Origin of the sequence: Polyangium sp. 15x6 (assembly GCF_029960785.1) — a bacterium.
In the GTDB taxonomy this organism is placed as follows: domain Bacteria; phylum Myxococcota_A; class Polyangia; order Polyangiales; family Polyangiaceae; genus Polyangium.
The window spans coordinates 1-19,617 of record NZ_JASBQE010000090.1 but is presented as its reverse complement, the minus strand read 5'-3'; the positions used below and the strand labels follow the sequence as shown (position 1 = coordinate 19,617).

Below are 19,617 nucleotides of genomic sequence, written 5' to 3'. Positions count from 1 at the left end.
AATGCGCTCCTCGGGTGAAACGGCGAAGAACCCTGGTTGCAGGCTGAAAACACGGCCTGGACGCGTACTTGGGTGCCTTGGGCAGGGGGCTTGGCCGAGGTGGGGAATGCGACAGGACGGGACGGGGGAGGACGGCTTGGGGCGAGCGCGTGGGCAACGGATGGGCAACGGGGCGTGGCCGGTGTGCGTGGGCGACGGCGCGTGTACACGAGGCCCCTCGTACCGCCGGCATTCACGTCATGCCGGGTCACCTACCCTGGCGAGGATGAGCTTTCCCAGCGTAAGGTCCGACGGCTCCCCCGGCGTCAGTCGCCATGCGCCGATACCGAACCGCTCGCGGAACTCGCTCATGAACCAGGGCTGGCATTCGGGATCGACCGCAGGGGCCAAGAGCAGGCCGCTGCGACATCGCCCGCCAAACGCCTCCCACCGCAGTGAATCGCGATAGATGTGGAGCGAGGCGAAGGCGTCCGCGATCGCGTCCCGACGAACGCGGTACTTGGCATCCAGGCAGATCCACGAGCGCTGGCCGGCCTGGGGCTCGAACGAGATCACAATATCGGGGCGTCTCTCGCCAGAAATGCTGTATTTGTCCGAGTTCCCCCGTGCGAGGTACCCGGAGAAGGTCACGTTGTATCGCAGGTCGAGGCGTGCTCCGTCCGCCCGCCTCGCGGTGAACGCCGCTCCCGGCCCAAAACCAGCGAGAAGCTCATTCCCCGGGACCGGGTGCCAGGTCCACGTCCATCCGTCGAGCGTCTCGGCGAGCGCCCGCTGGACGGCAAGCAGCGTCCACAGCTCGTAGAGCTCGAAGCTCGGACGCACCGGAGCCTCGCCGCCGTCCCGCGACTCGCACAGGCGAAACCGAGGCGATAGGAAAGGACGCGCCAGCGCGTGGGCGCGGGCGTAGACAGGATCGTCCTGCACCGCGAGAAGCGCGGCCTCGGTGGCGGGCATGGGCGTCAACGACCCGAGGAACGTTCGGCGCAACGTGGCCAATAGCTCGTCGGTGGCGCTCGCAGCCGCGCGGCCTCGCGCGCGACACCATTGTGCGGTGTCCGGTTGCAGACGCGGATTTCGAGCAGCGCGGCCGAGCGCGTCGGTCAGCTCGCCGAGCACGCGGGCGATTCTTCCGATGATCCAGGCGATATAGCGGTTGACTGGGTGATCGACGGTCTCATGCGTCGTGTCCTGCGGGACGTAGGGGTCCTGCAAGCCCGTGCGAGCGGCCAGCCATGGATCTACCGCGCGCGCGACCGCCGGGTGCCTTGCGAGCCACTGAAGCGTCTCCCGATCGGCGCGTCGCACGGCGCGTAGCGGGATGTCCTCGCGCGTGGACGTCGCGAGCTCCCGCGGAGCGGCGGCAATGGCCCGAATGGCTCGGATGAGCGCCGGCACGAGCGGCAACAGGGCCGCGGCCAGGATCGTGGCCGTGGTGCCCTCGGTCTGTACGGCGCCGACGCCGCCGCCCTCGAGGCCGATCGCCAGGCCCGGCGACCACGCCTCCAGATCCGCGAGCAGCGAAAGCCATGCGCCGTCGGAGAGCTTCTCTTGACGCGGCGCCACCTCGACAGGCACCACCGTCTCTTGCGTGCCGTGAGCTACCCGTAGCGCCGCCGAGCCGACCCAATGGCCCACTTCGAGCGTGAACGTCCCGCGTTCCTCGCTCCAGGGTAACTCCCGCGGCCCGAGCCACGCCCGCGGCGCGCTCGCGCCGGGCAACGCGTCGATGTGGTAGGTTCTTGCCTCTTCGAGGCGCAAGACCCCGTCGATGATGTGCTCGTCCGAGCCATCCGCGCCGCGGACCTGGAGGCTCATGCCCAGAACCGGGTCACGCCCGTTCGCCTGAGCTGCTCCATCATGCTCCCGAGCTTCGCCTCACTCGCGCCAAGGCCGCGGCGCTTGCAGATCCCCATCAGGGTCTCGAGCGCGCCTTTGACGGCCGCCGTGTCCTCGCCACGCAGGCGGGGTAGCACCTTCGAGAACACGGCCTGGTCGAGGAATGTGGTCGACGTCGCGCCGCCCAGCGTTGAGCAGGCTTGCATGAACGCCAGAACCTCTCCGGCCGTTCGGTAGCCGAAGTGCCGGCGAATCCCACGCATTGCATCGTGCAGCTCGAGCAGCGTCTCCTCCACCTCCGGGAGCCGCTTCTCCGGCGCCTTGGCCGCGGCGCGGTCGAAGAAGCTCTTCAGGTCGACATCCCAGAACTCGAGCGTGAAGGCTCGGTCGAGCACCTTGTCGCTGAACGGGTAGGTCGTCTCGTCCATGTTGACGGTGCCCGCGATGTGGAGGTTCGCCGGCCACGGGACCCGAGGAGGAACGTCGTTGACGGCGACACCGTTGGCATGGAGCACGAGATCCTTGCCCGTCTCCATGGCCGAGAGGAACGGCGCGAAGTAGCGCTCGACGCGGGCCAGGTTCATCTCGTCGAGGATGAGATAATAGGGGCGCCCGGGATCCGCCGCTGCGCGGAGGACGAGGCGAAGGGCGGGCTCGGCCTGGAACGTGGGATCGGCGTGCAGGGCATTGAAGTAGCCGAGCAGACCGGAGGGATCTCGCCAGTCCGGGGAGACGGGCACGATCTCCCGGTGGTCGGAGACGGAAAGGCCCATCAGCTCGCAGACGGCGCGCGAGTAGCAGAGCGTGACGGCCGTCTTTCCGGTGCCGGAGAGCCCGGAGAGGAGCACGAAGCGCTTGCGTGGGTTGCTGCGCCAGGCGGCGTGGAGCGTGGCGAGTTGGCGGTCGTCGAAGACGAAATTGGCGATTTCCGAATCGGCCTTGAAGCGGGCGAGAATGGCGTCGAATTCCGGATAGGGAACGGTCGGCGACGCGGCGACGGTCGTGGTCGTGGTGGTCTCGACGCTCTCCTCCACGGGCGGCGTCGGCAGCTCCTTCGGAAGCCGGGCGACCCATGCCGCGCCGTACTCCGTGAGGCTGAGAGCGCCGCTCCCGTCGCGTTTCAGCAAGCCGAGGTAGCTGCTCCAGTTCCGAAGGTCGGTGGGGACGCGCGCGGTGGTCCAGTTGGGATAAAGGGCCCGCAGAGCGCCAACCATCGCTTCATCGTTCGCGCCTGGATGCTCGGCCACGAAGCGAAGGAGCTGGGCAAAGCCGAAGATCCGCTCGAAGAAGCGCTCGATGAGAATGTCGAACTGCCCGCTGCCCAGCAGTTCTTCACCGTCCTTCGTTGGATAGAGCAGGCCGCCTCGCTCCTCGACGAACCCGAGTCCTTTCACCCGGATGATGAGCAGCCGTAGTGACTGCGCCGCGATGTTCTCGAAATCGCCGCTCGCCTGGAGCACGCCTACGAGGTCATCTTGAGACAGCCCGGGGAGCGCCGCTTGCACCACGGCGCGGTAGGCGGCGCCGAAGTTGCGGATGCCGAAGTTACCCATGAACTGCTTGGCGAAGGGCCAGAGCACGAGCGGCGGCAGCTTGTCTTCGGGCGGACGAACGAGATTGTCGCCTTCACCGGCCTTGCTGCCGCTCGGGTCTTTGTCCTTCCAGGGCGGCAGTTGCCCGGCGACGAGGCGCGGGTGATTCTCGTGCAACCACCAGCAAAAGGTCGAGCGGCGAACGTGCTCGGCGAGGTCCTTCTCCTCCCCGAGCACCGCCCGCAGACGGGCGCGCATCTTCACCTGCCCCGAGGGCCCAGGCTCGCTCGCGTTGCCGAGGAGCAGTTCCGCGGCGTGGCGGTTCGCATCGTAGTTGAGCACGCAGGTGAGCTCTCCAGGCAACAGCACGCCGATGAGTCGATGCAGCTTGGCGGCGGGCCTAGGCTTGAGGCCACGTGCGACGGCCATGGCGAGGATTCGTTCGAACTCGCCCTGAATCGCCGCAGCACGCGCGGAGGTGTCCGTGGGCCACGCGCGTGTGCGCAGTCCGACGATGGCATCCACCACTTCCTGGTCGGCGAGGAGCGCCCCGACGTTGACCGCGTCGCCGTAGCCCGCGGGCGTGATCACCCGCGCGTTCCATAGCCGCTTCTGGGCACTCTCGATGCGCAGCTCCGCTTCGGGGGCCTCCCGTGCCCAGGCGACGAAGTCGAGGTAGTCCTTCTGCCACTTGGCCCAGGCAGGAACGTCGAAGTTGTTCCAGAGGGTGATGACTTGTTCGTCGGTCAGCATGTCATTTGCCTACGATGATCAACGGTGCTCGCGCGCGTTTGAATTCGGTGCTATCAATGCGGTATTGCGTCCAGCGCCGAGCGTGTTGCTCGCGCGAGAGCACGAAGATGTCGTCGGTATGGGCAAGCTGCCTCTTGCGGGCCTGCTCGAGTCCCGCCGGTAAACCCACCGAGCCGATATCCGAGAGGACGTAGCGATTGTGCAGTTTGTCGCCGGCGCTCTCTTCCCATACGCAGACGGCCAATTCCACACCCGGCCGAAGGTTCGCGGTGAACCGCGCACTGCACGTGTTGCATATTTCCCGTGCAATGTCCTCCGAGCGGCAGCTCGCTTCCTTCGGCAAGCCTTTACGACGAGCCTCATTGATCGCAGTATGTACTTGGAATCGAACGCCCCTGGGGTCGCGCCGTTGTTGCGCCGCCTCTATCATTGCAGCCAGAGGCTCACTGAAGTTGTCTTTCTCCGGGTCGAAATAGGGATCCACGAACCTGATATCTCGAGCAAATCGGAGCATCGGTCGTAGCGCCTTGGCAAATTCAGCCGCCCGCCGCGGCGTGGGAGGCGTCGGAAGGATCCAAGCCGGATGCTGTTCGTCGAGGTCCTCGGCGATCACGATGGGAGCGGTGGGCCGCGGCGTGGCGTGGCCGAGTAAGGCCGCGAACGGGTATTCGCGGTGCTCGGCGAGGATATCTTGCCGCCACGTCGTGGCGAGCGCGCCTCTCCGCTCCGATATGGGGCGGAAGTGCGACAGGAGCGCGTCCAGCCGCTTCCTCGCAGCTTGTTTCTCCGGCTCGGAACGTCCAACGAACGTTGCTTCTAACACTTCGACAACGCGTCTTCTCCATGCTTCATTCGAGGGGAAGGCTGACGCGATACGGCGGCAGCCGAGCCCGAATTTGCCATCGAAGAACCGATAAGCCGCTCGGTCGACCCACGAAGCGACCAACTCGGGTTCCAATGCGTATTCGTAGATCATCAGTACAGCTCTCGAAGTCGCTCGTCGAAAAACCCTTCGGGCCAAACGTCGCGAAACTCGCCACTGCTATCGAGCTCGAGGGGTACGAACCGCACGGCACCGTCATCGTCCCGCTGGACATAAATGACCCCCACGTGGTGCGGCGGCAGCCGAAGACGCTCCTCGCCGTCTTCAGTGCTCCCGGCGTCTGCTTCCGAGGATCCCCGGATACGGCGCATGAGTCGAAGCATCAGGTGCTCGCTGTGCGTCTCCAGCAAAAACCAATGATCGCTGCTCGTCCCCCTCGTGCTCTGCTCGATGAAGAGATCGGCCAGGGCCACCTGCAATCTCGGATGAATATGCAGCTCCGGCTGCTCAATGGTGACGAACGCACCGGCCCCGCGCTCCCCACGGTAAAGGGCGGCCACGATGATCGGGAGCACTTGAGAGATGCCTACGCCAACGTCGTAGGGTCGAACGGCAACGCCATTGCGCTCGTCGATCAGCACTAGATCAGTGCGTTCCCGCGCCTCTCGGACAACCTCCGCTACACGTCGAAAACAATCGAATTGGGCCCGCGACAACCGCACATTCCCTTCGTCATCGTGTAGCGCAGTATTGACGATATATGTTAGCTCATGATCCACATCTCGGATCGCTTCCGGCAGTTCGAAGACTTTCCGGAGTTCAATGCGATAACCGGCTCCGAGGCGTGTCATCCATTCGCTGACGCGGGAAGGCAAATGAGGCCCGCGCCGATAGAGTGCGTCCCATGCGCCCAATCCGTCGGCCCAACGAGAAAGGTCTTCCGTGAGCGGCGGCTGATAGCTTCGCGGCGGGACGACGCGGAGGGGACCTACGTACAGCATACGCTCGAGCTGGGCGAGGAGCTGCTCGCCAATCCCGACAGCTAACTTGCTCAGGAGCCGACGCAGCTCGATAAGTGCATCTGGAATGGGCTCCATGTCGCTCGTCGCCCAGATTCGGAGGGGCCGTCCCCAATTCGGGATGGCCGAGGGCTGATCATAGATGGGAAAAGAAGCGCGCCGATCCGGGCTCACGCCCACGTCAGCGTCGGCGAGGTGCTGGAGGAGTGGCGTCGCCTCGTCAGGCTCGCTGTTGGGCCGTGTGAATAGCGCGTCATCAACGTGGAGACTTAGCGTTGCGGGTTGCCCCTTTCCTGCGCTGGCGTCGATACGAATCACTGGCGTCTCGCGATCGTTGACGCCCACCTCATACACGAAGACCTGCGGTGCTCGCAGGGCGAGACTCCACCCAACTTCAATTCGAGCCCAAACCGTCATGATCTGATCATCCATGTCCGGGGCACCGGCAAAACCCGGCGACTCGGGCGTCAGATCCGTGTTTCCCACCGTATGATCTGGCAGCGTCGAGTCGCTCACGTCGATCGCAAACAGCATCGTAATGCGCTTGTCGAGGTCGTGGGCGTGTACCATGCTCTGGAACCCGCCGAGGTCGACGGAGCGTCCGCCGAGCGTCGTCCGGTCAGCATCAAAGTTACGGTGGCGGAATATCTCAAGCGCGTAATGCAATGCTTGGATGATAGTACTCTTGCCTGAACTATTGGCCCCAAACAGTAGCGTAATGGGCCTTAAATTCAGCGAAGCACGATCGCAGATGCCCTTGAAGTTCTCGAGTTCGATGCGGGTAATCATGCCTGCTTCCGTGTCGACGAAGCGTCGAGCACCTGCGTCTGCGGTTGCACCATCGAGATAGTTGATTTCGCCGTAAGCTCACCGCGGAACGCCCGCTGCACGAGTGCCGCGAACAAGCCATCTGCCTCGCCCTGCGCGCTCTCAAGCCGTCGTCCAAGCTCGCGAACACGGGTTGTGAGGGCGGCGAAGCGTTGCTGGTATTCAATCGGCGGCAGCCGGACGACCAACGACTTGATGAGACCAAGGTTGAGACCGCTCATGATGGCTCCTCGGTTCGCCTTGTGAACTTGCGCGAGGACGGCGGGATGGCGATGAATTGCCTGCGCCACGAACTCCGGCTCTGCCAATGCGCGGTTTAGCGTCAGAGTTGCAAGGTGCTTCGTCGTGATGGCGAGTGGGATGTCCTCGGGGACAACGGCGGACCTGCCGGTAGTCCCCATGATGGTTATGATGACATCGTGCGGTCGAACCGTGTACCGCTTGAGTCCCTCGTACTTCTCTTGCGTGATGTATCGTCTCTCGCCCCAGACGAACCGGTTCTGGACAGCGTTGTCGATGCCGAGCACCGCGACCCCGGTATCAACAAACTCCGAGTGCCGGAGGTCGCTTCCGAAGGGACCCGTCCTCATCGTGTTTGGACCGGGGTGCGCCAGGGTCTCCAAGGTGACTTCTCGCCATGTGCTGTAATCCGAAGCGTGCGGCCCCACCATCTTCAGGAACGCCGACCGCAGCAGCTCCTCGGTGAGGGCGATGGCCTCCTGCCGCTTGCGTCGAACCGCGTCGGCCTTGTCGAGGATGTCGGCGATGCGGCGCTGCTCGGGAAGGGGGGGAAGCGGAACTTCAAAAGCACTCAACTTCACGGCGGGGAAGTGAGCAATAGTCGCCTGATTCCCATGTCTTGCAAACGTGCCGCGTTCCGCAGCGAACGCCATGAATCGCTGTAAGAATCGGGTATCGAGGCGACTGTCTCGAGGTCGAACCCGCATCAACGCCTTCTGGAAAAAAACGCCGGGTTGGTCTCGCTCGACGACGGCGCACCTGCCTGGTTCTCCACCTTCGCACACTAAGAGGTCACCTTGCTTTAGCGAGAATTTGGCTCGGTCCTCTTCGTCGAAGTCCATCTCGATAAGATCGGAAAAGTCTAGTCGCCCCCACTGGACGTTCACGTTGCGCAGATAGGGGTAGCTCGACACGCCGGTACGTGCCTTCGGCGACAGCATTTTGCCGAGCTGGATGTCGGCAACGCTTCCGAGAGGTACTCGACGCCAGCTCAAAGCATCTCCTCCAGCGCATTCAGGTCGGTAGCGATCTCTGCCTCCAGCGCCCGCAGCTTCTTCAGAATCACCTTCGGCGAGTCGTAATTCACCTCCTCATGCACCGCCTCCTTGTAGCGGTTGATCGAGAGGTCGAAGTTCTTGTCCCGGATCTCGGCGACCGGCACCATGAAGTGCTTTACGGTTCGATCGGTGTCCGCTGGGCTCTTCTTGTGCCACCGTACGAGCGCGTCGGGGAGGTCGTTCTCCTTCACCCGGTCGCGTTTGTCGTCGAGCGAATAGCCGTCGGCCTCGACGTCGTAGAAGAAAACGTGCTCGGTCTTGCCACCCTTGGTGAAGACCAGGATGGCCGTGGAGACGCCAGCGTAGGGCCGGAAGACGCCCGACGGCAACGAGACAACCGCCTCGAGCTGGTTGTCCTCGACCAGCATTTGCCGCAGCGCCACATGCGCCTTCGACGACCCGAACAGCACGCCATCCGGCACAATCGTCGCGCTCCGCCCGCCCCTCTTCAACATCCGCAAAATCAGCCCGACGAACAGCAACTCCGTCTTCTTCGTCTTCACCTTCTGCGTCAGCGTCGGATGCACATCCTCGGCGTCCAGGCTCCCCTTGAACGGCGGATTCGCGAGAATCACGTCGAAATACCCCGTCGCCTGCTTCCCGAACTTCTCCGGGAACGAATTCGACAGCGTATCCTGATAATGGATGTCCGGGTTCTCGACCCCGTGGAGCATCAGGTTCATCGACGCGATCCGCAGCATCGTGCTGTCGAAGTCGAACCCGTGGAACATATCATTCTGGATATGCTCACGATACTGCTCGAGCTTGTCCCCCGTATAAACCTTCTCGCCGTGCTCGCCGATCACAATCCCCTTCGGCGACGTGTACTTCTCCAGTAGGTACGACATCACACCCACGAGAAAGCCCGCCGTCCCGCACGCCGGATCCCCGACCGTCTCCGTCGGCTTCGGGTCGAGCATCTCGACCATGAACCGGATGATGTGCCGCGGCGTCCGAAACTGACCATTGATCCCCGCCGTCGTGAGCTTGCTCAGCAGGTACTCGTAAAGGTCCCCTTTCGAATCGCCGTCCGTGATCGGCAGCGCGTCGATCATGTTCACCGCCGACACCAAAAGGCTCGGCTTCTGGATCATGAGCTGCGCGTCGGCCATGTACTCGGCGAACGTCGTCCCCCCGTTCAGCTTCCGGAAGTGCGGGAAAACCTTCTGGTTCACGACCGCCAGCATCTGCTCGGCCTTTAGGTGCTTGAAGTTCTTCCAGCGCCGTGGATCGTCCGGGCCGTCGAACGTCCCCTTGAACGCCTTCTTCGTCCGCTCCGCCCGCTTCTCGTTTCGCGTCTCGGTGACATCGAGCAGACGCGCGAACATGAGGAACGAAATCTGCTCGATGACCGTCAGCGGGTTCGTGATGCCGCCGGTCCAGAACTCTTCCCACAGCCTGTCGATATCGGTCTTCAGCTTGCCGGTGATCATGATGCTTGCTTTGCGGGGGGCGGCCGGCTCGACGGCGACGCCTTTCGCGGCTGGAAGGTCTCGAGAATGGCCAGGATCTCGTCGACCTGGCCCGCTTCGGTGAACACGCCGTCGATGCCTTCGGCGTGGATGGTGGTGAACGGTGGCTCGTAGAGCCGCTCGAGCTCGATGCCCCCGTTCTGCGCGATATGGTTCTTCAGCAGCTGCATGAACCGGAGCTGCTGCGCGGAGAGGTGAGGGTGCTTGTGCACGAAGACGGTGAAGGCCTCGTCGACCGCACCAGGATCGAGCCCCACCAGGCCGCGCAGCACGTCGAGCAGCGACCGCTTCAGTTCGGGCTGGACGAGGTGCTTCAGGTTGGCCTTGTCGTCGACGCGGAGCACCAGCGTGGCCAGCGCTTCGAGCTCTTCCTCGGGGACGGCCTTGCCCAGGCGGATGCGCTGCAGCGTCGGGTCGTTCGCGAAGTGCTCACGGATGACCTTCTCGACGCGGTGCCGGTACTCGATGAGCTCGAGCCCCTCGAGCTTGGGGGTATGGTCGACGCCTTCGATGTCGGAGTCGCTGACGTCGAAGACGCGCGGCGTGAGGCGACCCGTCGTCACCTGCGCCTGATACTTCATGATCCCGCGCAGCTCCCCACGGATGTCTTCGAGCTTTGGCACGGTGACGGCCGTCCAGAACTCCTTGCTCTCGACCGCCAGGATGGCCGCCGCCTTCGCCTTCACCGGGTTCTGGTTCTTCATCAGGCGGGCCACCTCGACTTCCACGGCCGCCTTCAGATCAGCCACGGCGGGGGCGCTCTTGAGCACCGCCTCTTCGAGCCGGGTCACGAGCAGGTCGAAGCGGTAAGCGTCCTCCTCGCCGCGAATGTTGCGCCACTGCATGAGCGGCGCCGCGATCGAGAGCAGGTCCGCCTTGGTCGCCGCCGCGAACTGGGCGAGTGTCTCCCGGTCGGACAGCCGCTCGAGCTCCATGCGCCTGTCGCGCACGGCAATGCTCTTCGAGGCAATCACATCCCGGATGTCCTGCACGAGAAGGTCGACCGTCGCCTGGAATACCGGCTCGTTCATCTTTTCGAGCGCCGCCTCCGCGACCGCGATGCGCGCCTCGAAGACCTTCTGCAACAGCGATTTCTGCGGCGAGGGCTGCTTCTCTTTGTACTTCTCCTCGAAGAACCAGAAGTTGCGCCCGTGGTCGAAGATCAGGAACTCGGTCTTGTCCTTCCCCGGCCCGAAGAGGTTCTCGCAGAGGCGCGTGCCGCGGCCGATCATTTGCCAGAACTTCACGTACGATTTGACCGGCTTGGCGAAGACGAGGTTCACGACCTCGGGCACGTCGATGCCCGTGTCCAGCATGTCGACCGAGATCGCGATGACCGGGTCGCTGTCCTTGTTTTTGAAGTCGTCGATGAGCTGGTCGGCGCGTGCTTCCTGGTTGTCGATGACCCGGCAGAACGTGCCCCCGTACTGCGGGTAGAGCTCGTCGAACAGCTCGGCGAGGTGCACCGCGTGGAGGTGGTTTCGCGCGAAGACGATGGTCTTGCCGATGCGGCTCCCGGTCGCATCGCGGATCCCCTCTTCCATGAGGCTGCGGAGGATGATCCGGCTCGTGGGCTTGTTGAAGACATCCTTATCGAGCTCGTCCGCCTCGTGCTCGACGGTCGACGCGTCTTCCTCCTGCTCCTCCAGCTCCGCCCGCTGGTCGGCCGACATCTGCGAATACTTGAATCCGTCCTTGCGGAACTTCGATTGGAACTCGCGCACGCGGAACGGCACGAGGTAGGACGGCGTCGAGTTGACGGCCTCCCCGAAGCTGAAGTTCGACGTTGGATCGTTATCTTCGCACCCGAACAGCTTGAACGTGTCGCGGTCGATGAACTGCACCGGCGTCGCCGTCAGGCCGACCTGCAGGGCGTCGAAGTACAGAAACAACTCGCGGAACTTCTTGTAGATGCTGCGGTGCGACTCGTCGGCGATGACCAGGTCGAAGAAGCCAACGTCGAAGCTCTCGAAGCACTTCATCATCGCCGGGTACGTGGCGAGGTAGATGCGTTTGTCCCGCTCCGACGAGGTCGTGCTGTCGACGACGACGCGCGGCTCGCCGGGCAGAAACTCCTTGAAGACCTTGTCGGCCTGCTTGCGGAGCTCGCGACGGTCGCAGAGAAACAAGATGCGCTTTGCCCAGCCAGCGCGCATGAGGAGCTCGCAGAGGGAGATCGCCACGCGTGTCTTGCCCGTGCCCGTGGCCTGTACGAGAAGCGCGCGGCGGAACTTCTTGTCGAAGCGCTCGCTGACGCGCTTCACCGCCTCGAGCTGGTACATGCGCTCGGCGATGGCGAGGTTCGGCGCCGCCGCGGCGAGCGGCATTTTGTTTTTTCGCTGGTGGATCAGGTACTCGAGGCTGTCCTTCGAGTAGAAGCCGTAGACCTTGCGGGGCGTGTATCCCTGGGCGTCGTCCCACAGGTAGATATCGCTCCCGTTCGTATAAAAGGCGGCGGGACGCTGGCCCGTCTCCTTCTCGAGGCACGTCGCATAGATGCGCGCCTGCTCGGCGCCGGCCCGTGCATCCTTGGAGGTCTTCTTCGCCTCGACGACCGCGAGGGGCTTGCCGTCATCGCCATAAAGCACGTAGTCGGCGTACCCTTCGCCCGAAGGCGTGGGCATGGTGAAGACCTGCACCTCCTGCCGTACCTGCTCCGTGTCCTTGCCGTTTTTCCCGACGTCCCAGCCTGCCTCGAGGAGCTGTTCGTCGATCAGCCGACGGCGCGTCGCGAGCTCGTTGAAGTGGAGGATGTTGGCAGCCTTCTGCCCCTCGGCCCGAAGCTGCTCGAGCTGCTCCTGCGTGACGGAGAACGACTGCTCGGCCGCCTCACGCTTCTTGCGTTCGGCTTCGAGGTCGGCGAGCACCTTCTTGAGCTGCGCTTCCTGAGCGGCGAGCTTGGCCTCGGCCTCCTTCGTCGCCTTCTCGAGCGCGGCGCCAGGTTGCGCCGGCGGAGGCGGCTCGCGGTACGCCGGGCATTGCCCTGGGCTCCCTCCGTCGAGCTGTACGTGCACCCACTGCCCGATGTCGAAGCCATCCCGCAGGTTCAGGAGAGCGACCTGCGTGCTCGGAGCCTCTCGATGCGCGGCGCGATTGCCCGACTTACGGATGGCGTGGAGCTTGTTGAGGACCACCTCGGGGACGGCCGAACGGAAGACCGTCTCGTTCAGCAAGTCGTTCAAGTTGTCGCTGTAGGGGCGCGGAAGCCCATACCCAGCGTAGATGAGGCCCACGACGCGCTCGACGAAGAGCCTCAGCTTGATCAGCGAGCTGCCCGGGTCGGTCCGCGCATACACCTCCGCGAACCCGCCGAGGTCGGCGAGCGCGGGATGCTTCCGTCGCAAGAACTCGAAGTTCTGCGATTTCATGATGGTCTCCTCGCGCAGCATGCCCGCGCCAAGTGCAGAGCCCGTTCCATCAACCAGCGACCTCGTACTTCTCGAGCCAGTTCTTCAGCGTCTGGTAGTTGGCGAGCCCGACGAGGGAAGCTGCCTTCGTCTTGTTCCCCTTCGCTTCAGCCATCGCGCGCGCCAGGTAGTGACGAGCGACGTCGCCGAGGAGGTCCGTCAAACTGAAGCCATCCCCGAGGGGGCGCTCCAGCACGTCCTGGGTCTGTCCCCCAGGGACCCCGACGAGCGCCTCACGCGCTTCAGCCTCCTCGATGACCGGCCCTTTCGACCAGATGTAGGCGCGCAGCAGTGTGGCCTCGAGCTCGCGGACGTTGCCGGGCCAGGGGTGCCGCTGGAGAAGGTTCTTTGCCCCGACAGAAAGTTTCTTCTGCACCCCGCCGGACTGGGCTGCCATGTCCACGTTGAGCCTGTCGAGGAGCTTCTGGAGGAGGAGCCCGACGTCTCCTTCACGATCGCGTAGCGGAGGTACCTTCAGAACGAGCACGGCGAGCCGGAAGTACAAGTCCTCCCGGAAGCGACGGGTGCGGACCTCTTCCAGAAGGTTGCGGTTCGTCGCCGCGATCACGCGGACGTCGACCTTGACCTCCTTCTTGCCGCCGATGGGCCGGACCTCCTTCTCCTGGAGCGCGCGGAGCAGCTTCACCTGCGCATCGAGCGGCAGCTCTCCCACCTCATCGAGGAAGAGCGTTCCGTTGTTGGCCTGCTCGAAGACGCCAGCGTAGTCCGCGAAGGCGCCGGTGAACGAACCCTTCACGTGCCCGAACAAGCTCGACTCGACGAGGTCCTTCGGAATCGCGCCACAGTTCACGGGGACGAAGGGTTGGCCCTTGCGCGGGCTCTCCATGTGGATCGCCGCCGCGAGCAACTCCTTGCCCGTCCCGGACTCGCCTTCGATGAGGATCGACGCCGAGTACGGTGCCGCTTGTCGAGCACGACGCACCAGGCTCTTCATCTTATCGCTGCGATGCAGGATGTCTCCGAACTTGGGCTCCTCGGGGCGAAGCCCGCCGCTCAGTCGCTCGAGATCCTCATCGGCGCGCCGGATTGCATCGGGGACGAACTCCGCGGCGAGCTCGAAGGGCACGTCGACGGTGCGGACGCCCGCCTCCTTCGATGACTCGATGAGCTCGGCCTCGAAGCGCGTCTTCGCGACGATGATCCAGATGGACGCCATCGCCGGTGTGCCGGGGCTCAGGTGGAAGGTCAGCTTCGCCTTCTTGCCGTACTCCGCGAGCACCCATGGAACCGCCCCTGTCACGGCGCGGTAGATGTCCGCGTGGTTCGTCGGAGAAGATAGCGTCTCCTGCCGGACCACGACGTTCACCTTCGCCTTCTTCTCGAGCCACCGTTCGAAGAGCGCAGCCTCTTCCGTGCGGTAGTTGTTCAGCAGGACGACGTGATCGAAGGCGCGCGCGGCGACAGCCTGTGCGATGGGACTATCGCCAGCCGAGGCGTCCCCCGTCGCAGCCTTGATGTCGGTTTTCCCAATCCAGGCCAAGAGAACGCGAGGCATCGCCGCCTGCAGGGTAACAAACCTTCTGGCGACAGAGAGCTTCTTCTTGTCCTGGTGCGTTCTTCTCGCGAAACAGCCGCGCGTTCTGCCTGACGCGCGAGCGCGAGCGCATGGCACGGGCCTTGAAGAAGGGGCCGTCCATGAACAACACGCAAGCCCCTCTCACCGTACACGTCAACACCCAGACCAACGCCATCGAGGCCCGCATCCTCGACAACCGCGCCGACGTCCTCGCCGCCTTTGCGCCCCTCAACGACGCCCAGCGAACAGGCCTCGTCACCGACGCGTGGACCGTCGGGCTGCGCGCGCTGTTGAACGCGCACCGGCAAGCCGAGGAGTCGCGCCTCGTGGATGTCGGCAAGACGCTGAAGGAAGATCTCGACAAACAGCTCGCTGCCTATATCGAGCGGCAGCAGACGACCCTCGTGCAGGTGCTCGCGCGCTACTTCGACCCCCGCGACGGCCAGGTCATCACGCGCCTCGAAGGCTTCCTGCGGGACGAAGGCGACCTCGCAAGGACGATGGAGCGCTTCTTGGCGCCCGAACATGGGGCCCTCGCGCAGACGCTCGCCCGCGAGCTCGGCGAGAACAGCCCGATGCTCCGCCGGTTAAGCCCCACCGACAGCGAAGGCGTCCTCTTCCTGCTCGAGTCGAAGCTGCGCGACGCGCTCGCGGAGAACCAGGCCGAGGTCACCCGCGCCCTCGATCCCGTCGCCGAGGACGGCGCCGTCGCGCGTTTCCTCCGCGCCCTGCGCCAGCAGCTGGAGGACGCGGACAACGACCGCAGCAAGCAACTCGCGCTCGCGACCAAGGCTCTCGACGCCAACGACGAGAACTCCCTTCTCAGTCGCCTCGTGCGTGAGACGGCTTCTGCCCGCACCGCCTTCGTCTCAGCCATGAACCCCGAGATGCCCAACTCGCCGATGGCCGTCCTGAAGAACGCGCTTTCCACGTTGCTTCGGCAGCACGGAGAGGAGCAGCGCGAGGTGATGGTCGCCATGCAGGAGCGCCAGGCGAAGCTCGAGCAGGAGATCCGCGAATCTCTCGTCCGTCTCGAGGAGCGCAAGCGCGGCGCCGCCAAGTCGACGCGCGGAGGATTCGAATACCAGGACGCCGTGCTGCGCTTCGTTCAGGGTGCGGTCCAGGGGGCGCCGGTGACGGTGGACACGACGGCGAACACCGTAGGCGCAAAGCCGAGCTGCAAGGTGGGCGACCAGGTCGTCCGCTTCACGCAAGAGAGCATCTACGCGGGTGGCGCCCTGGTGATCGAGGCGAAACGCGAGGGCGCGTACACCGTGACCAAGGCCCTGCAGGAGCTCGAGCTCGCGCGTGGTAACCGCAACGCGAACAGCGGGATCTTAGTCATGGCGCGCAGCCACGCCCCCGCGGCGTTCCCCAGCTTCGCGCGCTACGGCAACGACATCCTCGTGGTGTGGGACGAGGAAGACGAGGCGACCGACCCGTATCTCCACGCCGCCGTTCTCCTCGGCCTCGCCCTCGCGAGCCGTCAGCGGCGCTCCGACGATGCGGGCGATATCGAGGCGCTCGCCGACATCGAGCATCGCATCCAGAAGGAGCTCGAACGGCTCGACAAGATGCGCAAGCTCAGCGAGTCGATCCGGAGCGACGCGGAGAAGCTCGCCGACGAGGTGCGCAAGGGCGGCGACGCGCTCGGTTTGCTGCTGCGCAAGGCAAAGTCGACGCTGAAGGCGCTGAACGTGGAGCTCGCCGAGGTCGATGACGCGAAGAGTGCGCCGGTAATGTTGCCGGCAGGGTCGCTGCTGCAAGCGCGCGGAGCGTTCACGGAGCAAGGTGGCGAGGTGGACCCAGGGCGGACGGCGCGAAGTGCAGCTTCTACGGCCCAGACGCAAGCGTGCGGAGCATGAAGCGAGCTGCCCCATTTGCCGGAGCTCGGTGAGCTAAACGCTCAAGAACGAGTTTCGACCCGAACATCTCTAGAATGCGCTCCACCGAGTATGTGAACTCCGTGGCTTGACTACGTGGATCCAGCGAGTAGCAGAGGATGCCTCGCGAGGCGCACATGATCAATCGTCTGTCGCTGTCGAACTTTCGTGGGTTCCGATCACTCGACCTGGAGCTGGCGCCGATAACCGTGCTCGTAGGCCGCAACGCAACCGGCAAGACCACTCTGCTCCAAGCGATGCAATTGCTCACGCTCGCGACGGCAGATGTGCTTGCGAGCGGAGATGCAGAAGTGTTTGTTCGCGCAGACGGTACGTGCGTGCGACGTCGTCGGCAGCGTGTGGTCGATCCCAACTGGCCTGCGGGCCTCGGCTGGCGCAATCTCCTCCACCATCAGGGCCGCTACAAGGCAGACGGCTTCGAGATCGTGGCGTCATTCAGCGGGGCGAGAGGGCTCCGCCGTGGTCGGATGGAGTTTGCGGTCCGTGGCAACGAGCCGGATCTCACTGTCGAGGTAGAGAGCACCATGGGCCCTCCTCTGGCGGCGAATCCCGCGGTCTTCATCTCACGCATCCACCGCGTGCTGGCCAGCGAGCGCCTCCTCCTCAACGCAGAACTGGACGCGCTCCGGGCCGCAGGTCGACATGAGGAGATTGTACGAAACGGCCTTGCCCGCCTCTCGGAGCGATCAATCGCGCGTCTGAATGGTGCGCTGCGCGAGGCACAGGACACGGAGCTTGTCCGGCGTACGCCCATCAATAACGCGCCGGCCAATGCAATTCTTGAAGCTATGTTTCGCCGCCGGGGCACCGAGCTTGAGCTGGCGGCGAGCAATGAAGGGTTGCTAAACTTGACGACGATCTTGGTTGAGATCGAACGGAGCCACGAAAGGTCAAAAGACGGTGGCACGCTCCTGCTGCTCGATGAGCCCGAATTGCATCTTACCCCTCGTGTCCAGGAAGCCGTCGCTAAGCGACTCGCAAAACTGACGACCGCAGGGCACACGCAGGTGATTTCGGCGACGCACTCGATCGAAGTCGCTCATCAACTGGGACGCCGCCTTCAGGGGGCTCTGTATGCGCTCTCGGACGCATTCTCACATCCCCGCCGCCTGCAAACGGAGGCTGAAGCGGTCCAGGTCTTCGGCCGTACTCATAATCTCATGCCGTTTGCATCGATTAACTGGCTTAAGCATAGAAGAATACTATTGCACGAAGGCGCAGTGGACTACCTGATACTCCGCAACTGCGCAAGAGGATACTTTCGTGACCAGCCCCATGGACTACGGCGCTTCGAGGAGTGGACCCCAGTAGCGTTAAATGGAGCCCAAAACGCACCTGCGAGCTCCTTGCTCAGCAGCCTCTTCTCCTCGGATCTGCTCTTGTCACTTGACGCCGAGGACCGGATTGCTGTGGTGTCTGTACTAGACAGAGACTACGAGCGAAAGCCAGTGGTTGAAGAGATTTCGAGTGGACAGGTGTCGCAGAAACGAAAGGTCTGGACACGACACAGCATCGAATCGCTTTTCCTCGACATAGAGCCCTTGGCGGCCTGTTTTTCGGCGCTCCTCGAAGGAGAGAGCACGGGCGTGAGCGATGTAGGGCAACTCGTTAGCGAGGCGGTCTCGGCTGCAAACCGGGACCCAGATTTGCTGGAACACGCCGAGGACGAGCTGGCAGATGTACTTCGCCGAACCGAGCATCGCCAGAGCAAGGACGCGCAGAAGGCCGCTCGTGCAGCGGTGCGGGCGCACCCGGAGATCTGGCAGCGGGGGAAGGATCGGGCCGACTTCATACTCGACCGAGTGCGCCGTGCACTTCCGACTGCGGTGCAGCCCAAGGTGCGCTCGACCATACATGGCATGCTGGAAGACATCCCCACCGATCGTTTCTCGGCCGCAATGGTGCCTGACGAGATTGGCGAGTTCCTGAAGTAGCTGTCTTCGTGGTGACTTAACCGGGCAGCGCAATGAGCTATTTGGAGCGTACTGGAGGGATCGCCAGTCTCGCGCGGCGGCTTTGTCTCGCCCATGAGGAACGCTCACTATTGCATTGTGGGGTCTCCTGGGGCGGGCGCGTGTCGGCCATGGACGGCCGTTCGCTCCTGGTTGGATCTACCACTGGCGCTTGCCGCACAGAAGGGTCTGTTCGGCATCCCGTTCGCTTCAATCCGGGGGGTCGCCGGCGACCCGTAGGCTGCGCTGCCCCGCATCACCCTCACCTGTAAAGTTGCAGTCCGTCAAGAGGCGGGCAAGGGGCGGGATTCCACCCCAGGCGCCTGAGTGCAGGGACCCGTGCCGCGTAGGCACTGATCTCCCAGACCTGTACCCCAAAGCGTGGCACGGAGTGATCGCACGAATAGCGCCTATATTCTCTGCGCGAGAGCTCGGACGGTGAGTTCCGTGTGTCACAGGGCTACGCATGTAGCCTCAACGGCATTCGTCGGAGCTCCCAAACATCATAGCGACGGGGCTGAACCCTCTGTGAAATTTGTCGAGCCGAGCAGGGATAAGAGCCATAGCAGAGACAAAAGGAGCCCTCCCGCTGTGGCAGACAACCCCGACCACCTCTTCGCGGTTCCCATCGATATTGGTAGTTTCACCGACGAAGCCTTGATCGACCACGTGCTCGGACGCCCCGGCGTCGCAGCCCATCTCCTCGAATCCCTCGGCAACCTCGCCTCTCTCACCCGCCTCTCGCCCCTCGCCCTCACCGAGCGCTTCGCCCTCACCCCCGACGAAGCCACCCGTATCCTCGCCGCCCTGGAGCTCGGCCACCGCCGGTTCGTCGAAGCCGCAGACGTCACCTCGATCGCCTCCTGCCTTGACGTCGTCGCCTGGGCCCAACCCCGGCTCGGGCACCTCATCCACGAGGAGATGCACCTCCTTGCGCTCAGCGGGCAGAGCCACTTCCGCGGGGCACGGATGCTCGCCCGAGGCGGCCTCCACGCACTCGCCGTTCGCACATCCGACATCCTGCGCGCTGGCCTCGAGCTCGCCGCTTCGGGGTTCGTCCTCATCCATAACCACCCGAGCGGCAATCCCAATCCCTCGGCCGAGGACATCGAGCTCACCCTGCGCGTCAGTATCCGTCCCGCCACCCCCATCCTTCCGCCTCCCCCCTCGGCCATGCATGTATGCCTCGTTGAAGGGAGGCTTGTCATGGCTACGAGGACGACCAAGGCCGAGCGTCGCTGGCGGCGGATCGTGGA

11 protein-coding genes are annotated in these 19,617 nt (G+C 64.0%); 3 read left to right on the top strand and 8 right to left on the bottom strand.

What is annotated here, in order from left to right:
- Window positions 1-237 precede the first annotated feature (237 nt).
- The 8 genes from QHF83_RS41010 to QHF83_RS40975 are packed head-to-tail and all read right to left on the bottom strand — an operon-like array spanning window position 238 to window position 14,484.
- Window positions 238-1,815, bottom strand: coding sequence for a DUF2357 domain-containing protein (locus QHF83_RS41010; RefSeq protein WP_282423541.1), 1,578 nt, complete (start codon window positions 1,813-1,815; stop codon window positions 238-240).
- The gene (locus tag QHF83_RS41005) at window positions 1,812-4,121 is read right to left on the bottom strand and encodes an ATP-binding protein (protein WP_282423540.1); all 2,310 of its coding nucleotides are present in this window, start codon (window positions 4,119-4,121) and stop codon (window positions 1,812-1,814) included. Before QHF83_RS41005 ends, QHF83_RS41010 begins: the two co-directional genes overlap by 4 nt.
- Window position 4,122: 1 nt before the next feature.
- Window positions 4,123-5,097: a hypothetical protein gene (locus tag QHF83_RS41000; protein ID WP_282423539.1), complete on the bottom strand. Its 975-nt coding sequence runs from the start codon at window positions 5,095-5,097 to the stop codon at window positions 4,123-4,125.
- A complete protein-coding gene (locus tag QHF83_RS40995; RefSeq protein ID WP_282423538.1) occupies window positions 5,097-6,752 on the bottom strand; it encodes a DUF3696 domain-containing protein in 1,656 nt (551 codons plus the stop codon). The genes QHF83_RS41000 and QHF83_RS40995 overlap by 1 nt, the downstream gene beginning before the upstream one ends.
- Window positions 6,749-8,026, bottom strand: coding sequence for a restriction endonuclease subunit S (locus QHF83_RS40990; RefSeq protein ID WP_282423537.1), 1,278 nt, complete (start codon window positions 8,024-8,026; stop codon window positions 6,749-6,751). Before QHF83_RS40990 ends, QHF83_RS40995 begins: the two co-directional genes overlap by 4 nt.
- Entirely contained in the window at window positions 8,023-9,522 is a 1,500-nt protein-coding gene (locus tag QHF83_RS40985) for a class I SAM-dependent DNA methyltransferase (protein ID WP_282423536.1), read from the bottom strand. Before QHF83_RS40985 ends, QHF83_RS40990 begins: the two co-directional genes overlap by 4 nt.
- Complete coding sequence (locus tag QHF83_RS40980) at window positions 9,519-12,929, bottom strand: DEAD/DEAH box helicase family protein (RefSeq protein ID WP_282423535.1); 3,411 nt, start codon at window positions 12,927-12,929, stop codon at window positions 9,519-9,521. Before QHF83_RS40980 ends, QHF83_RS40985 begins: the two co-directional genes overlap by 4 nt.
- Before the next feature lie 49 nt (window positions 12,930-12,978).
- Window positions 12,979-14,484, bottom strand: a complete 1,506-nt coding sequence (locus tag QHF83_RS40975; protein ID WP_282423534.1) for a sigma 54-interacting transcriptional regulator — start codon at window positions 14,482-14,484, stop codon at window positions 12,979-12,981.
- Between the two features lie 140 nt (window positions 14,485-14,624).
- On the opposite strand from QHF83_RS40975, the gene QHF83_RS40970 reads away from it, so the two are divergent.
- From QHF83_RS40970 to QHF83_RS40960, 3 genes are all read left to right on the top strand, one after another.
- Window positions 14,625-16,370 (top strand): hypothetical protein, encoded by a 1,746-nt coding sequence (locus QHF83_RS40970; RefSeq protein ID WP_282423533.1) that lies wholly within the window; start codon window positions 14,625-14,627, stop codon window positions 16,368-16,370.
- A 155-nt stretch (window positions 16,371-16,525) separates the two neighbouring features.
- Entirely contained in the window at window positions 16,526-18,343 is a 1,818-nt protein-coding gene (locus tag QHF83_RS40965) for an AAA family ATPase (RefSeq protein ID WP_282423532.1), read from the top strand.
- A gap of 546 nt (window positions 18,344-18,889) precedes the next feature.
- The coding region (locus QHF83_RS40960) for a JAB domain-containing protein (RefSeq protein ID WP_282423531.1) at window positions 18,890-19,617 on the top strand (728 nt) is incomplete at its 3' end.

Bases quoted from the DNA above. Each gene is read 5' to 3' on its own strand.
- QHF83_RS41010 (WP_282423541.1), bottom strand. From the start codon at position 1,815: ATGAGCCTCCAGGTCCGCGGCGCGGATGGCTCGGACGAGCACATCATC.
- QHF83_RS41005 (WP_282423540.1), bottom strand. From the start codon at position 4,121: ATGCTGACCGACGAACAAGTCATCACCCTCTGGAACAACTTCGACGTT.
- QHF83_RS41000 (WP_282423539.1), bottom strand. From the start codon at position 5,097: ATGATCTACGAATACGCATTGGAACCCGAGTTGGTCGCTTCGTGGGTC.
- QHF83_RS40995 (WP_282423538.1), bottom strand. From the start codon at position 6,752: ATGATTACCCGCATCGAACTCGAGAACTTCAAGGGCATCTGCGATCGT.
- QHF83_RS40985 (WP_282423536.1), bottom strand. From the start codon at position 9,522: ATGATCACCGGCAAGCTGAAGACCGATATCGACAGGCTGTGGGAAGAG.
- QHF83_RS40980 (WP_282423535.1), bottom strand. From the start codon at position 12,929: ATGAAATCGCAGAACTTCGAGTTCTTGCGACGGAAGCATCCCGCGCTC.
- QHF83_RS40975 (WP_282423534.1), bottom strand. From the start codon at position 14,484: ATGCCTCGCGTTCTCTTGGCCTGGATTGGGAAAACCGACATCAAGGCT.
- QHF83_RS40970 (WP_282423533.1), top strand. From the start codon at position 14,625: ATGAACAACACGCAAGCCCCTCTCACCGTACACGTCAACACCCAGACC.
- QHF83_RS40965 (WP_282423532.1), top strand. From the start codon at position 16,526: ATGATCAATCGTCTGTCGCTGTCGAACTTTCGTGGGTTCCGATCACTC.